We start from the raw sequence: 8,875 nt of genomic DNA on the forward strand, positions 1-8,875 counted from the left end.
ACTCCGAGAGGGGGGCTTATGGGCACCGCCGTTCGCTCACTTCGGAATCGGAAGAGGGCGGTGCCGTTCGAGTGAGCAGAATTGGCCGATCGGATCGGTGGTAGCATTCATGGGTAGGACGGCTGAGCCTCAGCGTTGATGGACAACGCTGTTCGTTGCAGCTGAAGGCCAGGTCCATTAGGAAATCAGTAGCTTGGACGACTGGGGCATCATCTACTCAGGTAGTGCCGAATCCGCAGAGTCGCTGGCGGAGCAGATCGCTGACGCCAAGCTCCTTGTACACAAGCGAGTCGAGCGCGGTCCGATCGTCGATCGGTCGGGCGGCCGAACCTATGTCACGCATGTCTCAGTCCCGCCAGAGTGCGAGGCGAAAGCAGTTGTGATTCTCGACTCGTGGCGGCGTCGGGGAGCCACTCGGGCCGCCGTTACCTTACGTCGGCTTTTTACAGTGTTGCTGCTTAGCTTCATTCCGCCTTCGCTGTGGCTCGGCACTGGATGGCTCGGCATAGCGGGCACGGCGTTTCCGAAGCTCAACCTTGTCTTCGGCCTTTGGATGATTTCGCTTGTCGTGGTCGCTCAGATCGAGCACCGCCGATACACCCGTGAGCGAATATACTTGGCCGCCCAATAAGCCCCCCCCCAACCGGACTTGATATAGCGCAATTCAAAGCCGGTATACGCGCTGGATAACATGACGGGTTGGCGAAGTGGTCGGACCTAAATCAGTCCTCGACTTTTCAATCGAATATATTTAGGATGTTAAGCGTCCAGCTCAATTGGATTTTGGACGTTGAATAATAGTTATACGGCGGAGCATGCCTGACAATCACGTACCCGAGTTCCGCGAAGTCTTTGAGATGTTCACGAACATGCCGGGCCTTCAGCTCTTCTTCTTGGCGCTATTCGCGGGCACGTGGCTGATCGGCGTCAACATCCTTGTCGCACGCCACTATCGCCGGATTGGCAAGTCGGCGTGGTCGGGCTTCAGGCCCTTCGCTTTCCCATGGAAGAACTTCAATGCTCGTGAATGGCGCACCCTGCTTGCTCTCGCGGTCATTTCGCTGACGTTCGCAATGATCGCAGTGTCGCTCAATCCAAAGTAGCGATGCAGGGGCCGCCCCCCAACAAGCCTATGAACCCGCCCGCCTAATAGCGAGATTCAACTACCCGCAGTACCGTCCTGGCATCAACCTTTTCAGGCTCGGCGGGGTCCGGCGGCGCGATTCGATGCCGGTTAACGCTGGGCCGTTGGGCGGCGTTGGTCGGAGGAGCAATGCGCACACGGGATCGTCGAGTGGACCGCGCGAGTCCATTTCAAATCGACACAAACCTCGTAAAGGCAAGCGGTGGACTTCCCAACATCAACAGGCTCGAGCAATGGCACTCCGATGGCGTGGTGAATATCTCGATGTCGGACGTTGCCCAGTCCGAGGCTGCGATCGGTAGTCCTGCGCGAGCGCGCAAGGCCTTCTCGCGCATCGTCACGGTCAGCACGAATCTGACTCCTCAGGAGAAGGCGAAGCGTGACGAGATCGAGGGTATTCTCTTTCCATCCGGGGCGTCCTCAACGAACGAGCAGAATGACGTGGACATCGTCTTCCACGCGTGGAAGAACCGCTTCACGTTGATCACAAACGACGGTGCCTCCCACCGTCAACCGGGAGGGATCCTCGGTCGCCGCGCAGCTCTCGCAGCGATTGGTGTCAAGGTCACGAGCGATGTCGATGCCGTATCATGGGTCGAGGAGCAGGTTTGCCAGAGAGACGAACGCGAACGCCAATGGTCGCAGACCACCGGTGAGCAGCTCCCCGGGTGGGTGGGTGAGGACTGATGAGGGCCCGCAAATCGCCACCCAACACTCCATCACGCCCCCGTCCACCAACAGGCAGTGCACCCCTTGTGTGTGTGACGCCCCTGCTGCCAAGTCTGCAACGGCGTTCCGGGCCGCGGTACACTTCGAATTAACGAGGTGTTTCGGGGCGCTCGGCAAGTCGCCGACAGCCGCTGAACGCTGATCCGTTGGTAGGCGGGAATGTCGGTGGAAGAGTTCCGAGATGTACGTGTTGTCGCTGCTCTGATCGCGGCCGCCGCGTCGATCACCGTCGCGACACTCACTTTCGCGTACAAGATCGTGGGAGACCTGCGTGATCGAACCAGGAGTCAGAGGGCGCGGCTGATGGCGATTCGAAGCGAAGTCCATGTCAACCATGAGCTGGCCAACGTGGTTCTCAAGAACAGCCGGGTGTTCGGAATTCGATTCCAAGATACAGTTTGGAAGTCAGGTGACACGTCGGTAGTGCACTTGCGGAAGGTCCCTTCACCACTGTTCTTGCAGTTGTATGCCAACGTCGAAGTGTTCAATGTCTTGAACGATCGTGCCGACAAAATGCGGGACAACCCCAAGTACTCCGAAAACCCCGACCGCATAGCACAAGAACATGCGGAGATGGTTGGGCTGGCTGGGCAGATCCGTCGCGATGCAGAGGCGCTCGTCGGGCCGATCGGGAGGCGTACGCCCGCCGCCCAACTAGCCGCCCAACCGGACGTGGAATAGCGCGATTCAACTACCCGCTGTACCGTCCTGGCATCAACCTTTTTCAGGCTCGGCGGGAGTCCGGTGGCGCTATTCGGTGCCGGTTGACGCTGATCGGTTATGCGGCATAGTGATGTCGAAATGAGTGATCAGGAAGTTCGCGTTCAGTTCCTCGGAAGCGGAGACGCTTTCGGTAGTGGCGGTAGATTTCAGACCTGCATATTGGTCCGGGCCGCCTCTACTAGCTTCCTCATCGACTGCGGGACGTCATCTCTAATTGCGATGAAGCGGGCTAAAGTTGACCCGAACCAGATAGACACGATCGTGATCTCTCACCTCCACGGCGATCATTTCGGGGGGATCCCCTTCTTCATTCTTGACGCCCAACTCGTCTCGAAGCGAACGTCGCCGCTTTCCATAGTTGGGCCCCCAGGAATAAGCGATCGAGTTCGCGCCGCCATGGAGATCCTGTTCCCGGGCTCATCCGAGGTGAAGCAGCGCTTCTCGCTGTCGTTCACTGAGCTCACCACTGAATCGAGCGTACAGGTAGGGCCGATATTGGTCACTGCGTTTCCGGTCATTCACTTTAGCGGCGCCCCTTCATATGCTCTTCGCACGGAAGTAGAAGAGCGAGTAATCGTCTACTCCGGTGACACGGAGTGGGCCGATAGCCTTATCGAGGCTTCCGCGAGCGCAGACCTGTTTATTTGCGAGGCGTACTACTTCGATAAAGTCATGAAGTTTCATCTCGACTACAAGAGTTTGCTCTCTCATCGTGAGCAGTTTTCCTGTAAGCGTTTTCTCCTGACGCACATGAGCGAAGATATGCTCGCGGAACTCGAACGGGTAGAGATCGAGACAGCGCACGATGGTTTGGTAGTGACTCTGTAGCGTGGGCCGCCTGACTTCAATCTTGAAGTGCATCATCTGACCTCTCGAAACGCCGCCGAGTGGCATTTCGGGGGGGGCAGAAGCTTGTCGCGAACAGCTGCATAACTTGCCGTTGCAGACGGACCGGCTGGGCTTCCTTCAATTTGAATCGTGGTAATCTGCAATCCTCTACACGTAGTACCGAGGGAGACGGGAGCGGGGAGGCAACGTGGAACACGAAAGACCCGAACAAGACCCAAAGGTAATGCGATTGGCAGAGGCCCTCGAGCTGCCACCAATCGCCGCCGTCGGTCTTCAATCGATGCTGCTTGAGTTTGTCGTCGATGTTCGTGGCACTGAGGATGTTTCGGATGTGTCCAGCGACGATTGGGCACTTGCGCTCCGATGTTCTCGCAAAAGAGTCGCGGCGCTCATTGACGCCTTTGAAGTTGCGGGGTTCCTGCAGCGAAACGGCGATTGTCTACTCGTTTCGGATTGGGATCAAGTGAGCACGGACGATCAAGCGGCATCGTTCCGGCGCTGGCTGAGATCACGTCCGGGTGTAGTTGTTGAGTTCGCCGAGCTGCTTGATCTGCAGGGCGAGTAGCTCGGATAGCCGCTATTTCCTTCCAGACGAGGTCTATTCCGCGGGCTCGATCCACGGTGGTGAGGGGAGGCGGGCCGGTTGCGGCGGCAATGTCTTCAAATTTGCGGCTTGATTTTACTATTCTCCCCGACAGGTGTCGAGCGAGATCAGAATGACATTCGGAATCCCAGGCCGCTCAGCACAGGCGCTATTGAATAGTCCCACAGTCAATAGGATCAACAGAAGACGCAGATGTGATTGATTTTTCATAGTTCGTTGTTTGATGAGAGCGTCCGATCAATCTGCCTCAGTCATCCAGGTCGTTGCACTGAGCTTTGGCTGCACTCCTCTGCGATCAGATCTGCGGGGGAGATCGAAGCGGGTTCAGCCGGGATCTGCAGTGCCTCGGTTAGCGTACCGCTGTTTGCCTTCAAAGCCCGTGTTGTGGAATGCAGTCTCGCTGGAGCAGGTTTGAGCTCCACTTAACATAATTTGTTTATCGGACGTTGGTGAAAACGCGGCTTAAAATACCTATCCGCCTGTGTATGTGGCGGTATTCTTGTGGCTGGTCACTCGGCGCCAGGCGCGTATGGGTACACACCTCCAATCTCGATCGCGACCCGGGCAGCTAACCACTCCGTTCCCGGGTATCTTCCGGAAGGCAGGGGAGGCCCACCCATTGGTTTCGAAGTCGTTGGTATGGTGCTTTGCTCTGGGGATGCTCGGTACCGGGCTTTCGGCAGCGACGGCAGGCGAGAATTCGAGGCCGCTCGCCCGGGAGATCTTCTCCGTTCTCGTCGGGCTTCCGTCCAGCCAGTCGCGCGGTGGATCTGAGCAGGCCGCGAAGTACGCCGCGAAGCTGCTGATCGAGGCTGGCTTCCCCGAGAGGGATGTACGGGTTCTGGGTCCGAGCCCATCGGCAGCGGGGGTGCTCGCGCGCTTCCGCGGTCGAGGCGAGCGAGAGCCTGTGTTGGTGCTGGCGCATCTGGATGTGGTCGAAGCGCTGCGAGAAGACTGGTCCATCGACCCCTACGAGTTGATCGAGAAGGACGGCTACTTCTACGGGCGCGGAACCTCTGACAACAAAGCGGGTGCCGCGGCTCTACTGGCAAACTTCATCAGACTCAAGCGGGAGGGATACGAGCCATCGCGAGATCTGATCATGATGCTCACCGGCGACGAAGAGACGGACATGTTCAGCGTCACGTACTTCATCAACGAGCATCGCGAGGAGATCGACTCGGCATTCGCTCTCAACACCGATGCCGGCGAGATCACGACCGACGACGGTAGACCGCTGGCCTTCGCCATCCAGGCGGCGGAGAAGGTCTACCTGACATTGCGCGTCGAGGTGACCAATCCGGGTGGCCACAGCTCGCTGCCCCGGAGCGACAATGCCATCTACGAGTTGGCGGAAGCTCTCATTCGACTCCAGGCTCACGAATTTCCGGTAAGCCTGAACGAAGTGACCCGCAACTATTTCAAGCAAGCCGCTCGGTTTCACGACCCAGAGACGGCTGCTTCGATGGTTGCGCTGTCCGAGGATCGCGCCACGGCCGACGACATTGCACGCCTCGATTCTCTCGTTGAACTCAAGAGCAGGATGCGCACGACTTGTGTTGCCACGCAGCTCGAGGGTGGGCACGCCGAGAACGCCCTGCCGCAGATGGCAGCGGCCATCGTGAACTGCCGGGTCCTGCCTCAGGAATCGGAAGACGCAGTGGTGGCCACCATACGGCGCGTGCTCGCCAACGACGCCATTCACGTGACGAACGACTACCCCGCCGTCGCCAGCCCTCCCTCACCGCTGACGCCCTCGGTAATGCAGGCGATTACCGGCGTCGCGGCGGAAATGCTTCCGGGCATTCCGGTGATCGCCCATATGAGCGCGGGCGCCACCGACGGCTTGCACCTGCGCAACGCGGGTATTCCCACCTACGGCGTAAGTGCGCTGGGTCAGGATCCAGACGACGTTCGGGCTCACGGACGGGACGAGCGGGTTCGGGTCGAGGATTTCTACCGCTCGGTGGAATACTGGTATCGCCTACTGCGCGCGCTTTAAGCGGGGAGTTCCGCAAGCACGCTCGCGCGACGACTGGTGGGTCTGGCGATCGCCGCTTGAACTCAACCAGAGGCCGCGAATGACGTTGGCCTTTCATTGCCCAGCAGAAGTACTAAATGACAATGTTACGTTGACCGGTTGAGCCGAAGAGAGATTATGTATACCAGGCCTCGCGAGCGAGCTTCGCTCGCTTGCGCTGGCGAGCAAAGCTCGCCCGCGGACCTGCCCCAGCGGGTGCGGAACTCGAAACCATCACGTCCACTGATATCGCCGCCGTCAACCAGTGGGCGCGCGATAACACCATTCCGCATATCTCACTGCCAAACTGATATTCGGCCCCCTTCGGGCCTGGCTCGCTACTTGACAGAACCCTGGGTTATCGTGCCCACGAATCGCTCTGGGCTCCCACGACGCGCCCTGATTCCCGCCGGGCGTCGCCCGCCGGTCACCATTGGATCCCGCCGAAATGAGGAATCACCAACTCATGATGCCGAAACAGTCGAAGCAATTCCCGATCTCTTCGCTGGCTCTCCTCTCGATCGCATCGAGCTTGATCTTGTGGAGTCCCGTGGCACTCGCCGCTCGGAACGAGGCTCGCCGTCTCTTCGAGCCCGCGGACGTGCATGGTCTCTTCGACGTCTCCGATCTGGCGATCTCGCCGGAAGGAGACTGGGTTGCTTACAGCGTTGAGACGACCGATATCGACGAAGATCGCTACAGCTCCGACCTCTACATGGTGAGCTGGGACGGCGAGACCCGGGTGCAACTCACGCATACCGAGAAGCACAGCGAGGCCCACCCGCGCTTCAGCCCCGACGGCAAGTACCTGGCCTTCATCGCCTCGCGTGGTGACGAAGACGACGCGAAGGACCCGAAGTCCAAGGCGCAGGTCTGGCTGCTCAACCGGGCCGGCGGTGAGGCGCAGCGGTTGACCGAGCTTGCTGGTGGTGTGTCGGGCTTCGAGTGGGCTCCTGGTGGGCAGCGCCTGGTGCTGGTGTCCGGCGACCCGGACCCAGCCGAGGTCGAGACGGAAGATGCCGGTGGAGAGACCGGTGGGGCGGGCAACGAGAGCAAGCCAGAGAAGAAGCCCACTACACCCAAGCCGATCGTCGTCAACCGCTACCACTTCAAGAGGGACGGGGAGGGCTATCTAGTCGACCGCTACGAGCGTCTCTACCTCTTCGATCTCGCAACGAGGAAAGCGACGCTCCTGACCGAGGGCGCCTTCGACAGCTATCAACCCGCCTGGTCACCCGACGGCAAGTGGATTGCCTTCACGAGCAAGCGTCCGAGTGAGGAGCAGCCCGACCCCGATCGGACGCTGAACACCGACATCTACCTGCTCGAAGCCCGGGAGGGAGCCAAGGCCCGAAAGCTGAACGATTGGACGGGTGCCGATTCCCAACCGGTCTGGAGCCCCGATGGGACGAAGATCGCCTACGTTCAGGGGACGGCCGGGAAATACGCTGGCTATGGCTCGTCTCAGCTCGCCGTCCTTCCGATTGCCGCCGGAGCATCCACCAGCGCGAGTCCAACGCTCCCCAGCGAGGCGCTCGATCGAAGCGTGAGCAATCTTCGCTGGTCGCTCGACGGCCAGACGCTGTTCTTCGGCTTCGACGACGACCGCGAACGCTTCGTTGGCTCCGTACCGGCCGTCGGAGGCAAGATCGAGCGCCTCAAGCTCGCGGAGTCGGCGCTTGCCACGAGCATTGTCAACGCCTTCGAAGTCGGTCGGAAGGGCATCGCGGTGCTCGCGACATCTCCCACGCATCCACCGGAAATCTTCCGCTTGGGCGATGGCCTCGCGCTCAGTGACCACAACCGCGCCCTGCGCGAGCAGTTCACATGGGCGAAGGCGCGGGGCATCGACGTCACGAGCGAAGATGGAACGCGCATCGGTGCGATGCTCTACGAGCCTCCCGGACGCCGGCGCGGCAAGCCCTTGCCAACGATCGCGTTCATCCACGGCGGCCCGTTCGCGCAGGACGCCTATGAGTTCGATTGGATGGCCCAGGCCTTCGCCGCCGCCGGCTACCTGGTGGTGCAACCGAATTATCGCGGTAGCTCGGGCCGCGGCGCTGATTTCTCGCGCACCCTGTACGCGAAGTGGGCCGATGGGGTCCAGGACATCCACGCCGTCATGGATTATCTGGTCGCCGAGGGACTCTCCGACCCGAAGCGATTGGGCATCGGTGGCTGGAGCTACGGCGGCATCAACACCACCTACGCCATCGCGACCGACACGAGGTTCAGGGCCGCGGTAAGCGGCGCCGGAGCCGCCAACCTCATAACCGGCTATGGCACCGACGAATACATCCACGATTACGAGGGCGAGGTCGGAAAGCCCTGGGTCGAAGAGGACCTGGCCCTCTACCTCGAACTCTCGTTCCCGTTCTTTCACGCGGACCGCATTCAGACACCGACGCTGTTCATTTGCGGGGAAAAGGACTTCAACGTGCCGCTCATCAACTCGGAGCAGATGTACATGGCGCTCAGGAGCCTCGGGATCCCAACGGAGCTGGTCATTTATCCAGGGCAGTACCATTGGCTCTCGGTTCCTAGCTATCAGGAAGACCACATGGTGCGATGGATCGCCTGGTATGACGCGCATCTGAAGTAGGTCGTTGGTTCAAGTCCAACCACCGCTACCACATGGCCTGGTTCTACCGAACGACCGCCACCCATGATCCGAATTGGCGCGGCGATGGGCCGCTCGTCGGTCACGCAGAGGCTGTGATCGATCGCGCTTCGCGGCTCGACGCCGACTCCCAGGCGAGCAGCGCAAGCTTGCGCCCGCTACCCCAGCGATATCCCGATAATGCTC

The 8,875-nt window shown here is 60.0% G+C and carries 8 protein-coding genes; all 8 read left to right on the top strand.

Going from position 1 to position 8,875, the window contains the following annotated elements; translation table 11 throughout:
- The first annotated feature begins 193 nt into the window (after positions 1 to 193).
- The 8 genes from IH881_19270 (at position 194) to IH881_19305 (ending at position 8,671) form a co-directional block, all read left to right on the top strand.
- On the top strand, positions 194 to 631 hold the full coding sequence (locus IH881_19270) for a hypothetical protein (GenBank protein ID MCH7869842.1): 438 nt from the start codon (positions 194 to 196) through the stop codon (positions 629 to 631).
- Positions 632 to 815: 184 nt separating this feature from the next.
- Entirely contained in the window at positions 816 to 1,103 is a 288-nt protein-coding gene (locus tag IH881_19275) for a hypothetical protein (GenBank protein ID MCH7869843.1), read from the top strand.
- A 170-nt stretch (positions 1,104 to 1,273) separates the two neighbouring features.
- On the top strand, positions 1,274 to 1,831 hold the full coding sequence (locus IH881_19280; GenBank protein MCH7869844.1) for a hypothetical protein: 558 nt from the start codon (positions 1,274 to 1,276) through the stop codon (positions 1,829 to 1,831).
- A gap of 201 nt (positions 1,832 to 2,032) precedes the next feature.
- Complete coding sequence (locus IH881_19285) at positions 2,033 to 2,554, top strand: hypothetical protein (protein ID MCH7869845.1); 522 nt, start codon at positions 2,033 to 2,035, stop codon at positions 2,552 to 2,554.
- A 120-nt stretch (positions 2,555 to 2,674) separates the two neighbouring features.
- Positions 2,675 to 3,424, top strand: a complete 750-nt coding sequence (locus IH881_19290) for an MBL fold metallo-hydrolase (GenBank protein ID MCH7869846.1) — start codon at positions 2,675 to 2,677, stop codon at positions 3,422 to 3,424.
- Between the two features lie 208 nt (positions 3,425 to 3,632).
- Positions 3,633 to 4,010: a hypothetical protein gene (locus IH881_19295; GenBank protein ID MCH7869847.1), complete on the top strand. Its 378-nt coding sequence runs from the start codon at positions 3,633 to 3,635 to the stop codon at positions 4,008 to 4,010.
- 658 nt (positions 4,011 to 4,668) lie between these two features.
- The gene (locus tag IH881_19300) at positions 4,669 to 6,051 is read left to right on the top strand and encodes a M20/M25/M40 family metallo-hydrolase (protein MCH7869848.1); all 1,383 of its coding nucleotides are present in this window, start codon (positions 4,669 to 4,671) and stop codon (positions 6,049 to 6,051) included.
- A gap of 466 nt (positions 6,052 to 6,517) precedes the next feature.
- On the top strand, positions 6,518 to 8,671 hold the full coding sequence (locus IH881_19305) for a S9 family peptidase (protein ID MCH7869849.1): 2,154 nt from the start codon (positions 6,518 to 6,520) through the stop codon (positions 8,669 to 8,671).
- Positions 8,672 to 8,875 lie beyond the last annotated feature (204 nt).

Source organism: Myxococcales bacterium (assembly GCA_022563535.1).
Lineage (GTDB): Bacteria > Myxococcota_A > UBA9160 > UBA9160 > UBA4427 > DUBZ01.

Bases quoted from the DNA above. Each gene is read 5' to 3' on its own strand.
- IH881_19275 (MCH7869843.1), top strand. From the start codon at position 816: ATGCCTGACAATCACGTACCCGAGTTCCGCGAAGTCTTTGAGATGTTC.
- IH881_19290 (MCH7869846.1), top strand. From the start codon at position 2,675: ATGAGTGATCAGGAAGTTCGCGTTCAGTTCCTCGGAAGCGGAGACGCT.
- IH881_19285 (MCH7869845.1), top strand. From the start codon at position 2,033: ATGTCGGTGGAAGAGTTCCGAGATGTACGTGTTGTCGCTGCTCTGATC.
- IH881_19305 (MCH7869849.1), top strand. From the start codon at position 6,518: ATGAGGAATCACCAACTCATGATGCCGAAACAGTCGAAGCAATTCCCG.
- IH881_19280 (MCH7869844.1), top strand. From the start codon at position 1,274: ATGCGCACACGGGATCGTCGAGTGGACCGCGCGAGTCCATTTCAAATC.